General features: G+C 64.6%; 1 protein-coding gene. It reads right to left on the bottom strand.

Annotation, left to right across the window (positions count from 1 at the left end; genetic code table 11):
- On the bottom strand, nucleotides 1-1,054 hold a 1,054-nt coding region (ispG, locus tag BGM09_RS19410), incomplete at both ends, for a flavodoxin-dependent (E)-4-hydroxy-3-methylbut-2-enyl-diphosphate synthase (protein ID WP_188282909.1).

The raw sequence follows: 1,054 nt of genomic DNA, 5'->3' as shown, positions 1-1,054 counted from the left end.
TGGTGCCGTCGGTTTCCATCTGCTCGGCGAGCTTCATCGCCTCTTCGATCAGCGTCTCGACGATCTTCGACTCCGGCACGGTCTTGATGACCTCACCCTTCACGAAGATCTGACCCTTGCCGTTGCCCGACGCGACACCCAGATCAGCCTCACGGGCCTCGCCCGGACCGTTCACGACACAGCCCATCACCGCGACCCGCAGCGGAACCTCCATACCCTCAAGACCCGCCGACACCTGATCCGCCAGCTTGTACACATCCACCTGCGCACGCCCGCACGACGGACACGACACGATCTCCAGCCGCCGCTGCCGCAGATTCAACGACTCCAGAATCTGGATGCCCACCTTCACCTCCTCCGCCGGAGGAGCCGACAACGACACCCGGATCGTGTCCCCGATGCCCTCGCTCAGCAGCGCGCCGAACGCCACCGCCGACTTGATCGTCCCCTGGAACGCCGGACCCGCCTCCGTCACACCCAAATGCAACGGATAATCCGACTGAGCCGCCAGCAGCCGGTACGCGTTGACCATCACCACCGGGTCGTTGTGCTTCACCGAGATCTTGATGTCCCGGAAACCATGCTCCTCGAACAGCGACGCCTCCCACAACGCCGACTCCACCAGCGCCTCCGGAGTGGCCTTCCCGTACTTCTTCAGCAGCCGCGCGTCCAGCGACCCCGCGTTGACACCGATCCGGATCGGCGTCCCGGCGTCGGAGGCCGCCCGCGCGATCTCCCGCACCTTGTCATCGAACTGCTTGATGTTCCCCGGATTCACCCGAACCGCCGCACACCCCGCATCAATCGCCGCGAACACGTACTTCGGCTGAAAATGAATGTCCGCGATCACCGGAATCTGCGACTTCCTCGCGATCGTCGCGAGCGCGTCAGCGTCATCCTGCGTCGGACACGCCACCCGCACGATCTGACACCCCGAAGCCGTCAGCTCCGCGATCTGCTGAAGAGTGGCACCGATGTCCGACGTACGGGTCGTCGTCATCGACTGAACGGAAACAGGCGCGTCCCCACCCACCGGGACCGACCCGACCTGGAT

It is taken from the genome of Streptomyces sp. CBMA29 (assembly GCF_014596445.1).
Taxonomy (GTDB): domain Bacteria; phylum Actinomycetota; class Actinomycetes; order Streptomycetales; family Streptomycetaceae; genus Actinacidiphila.
This window is presented reverse-complemented; position numbering and strand designations above follow the sequence as displayed.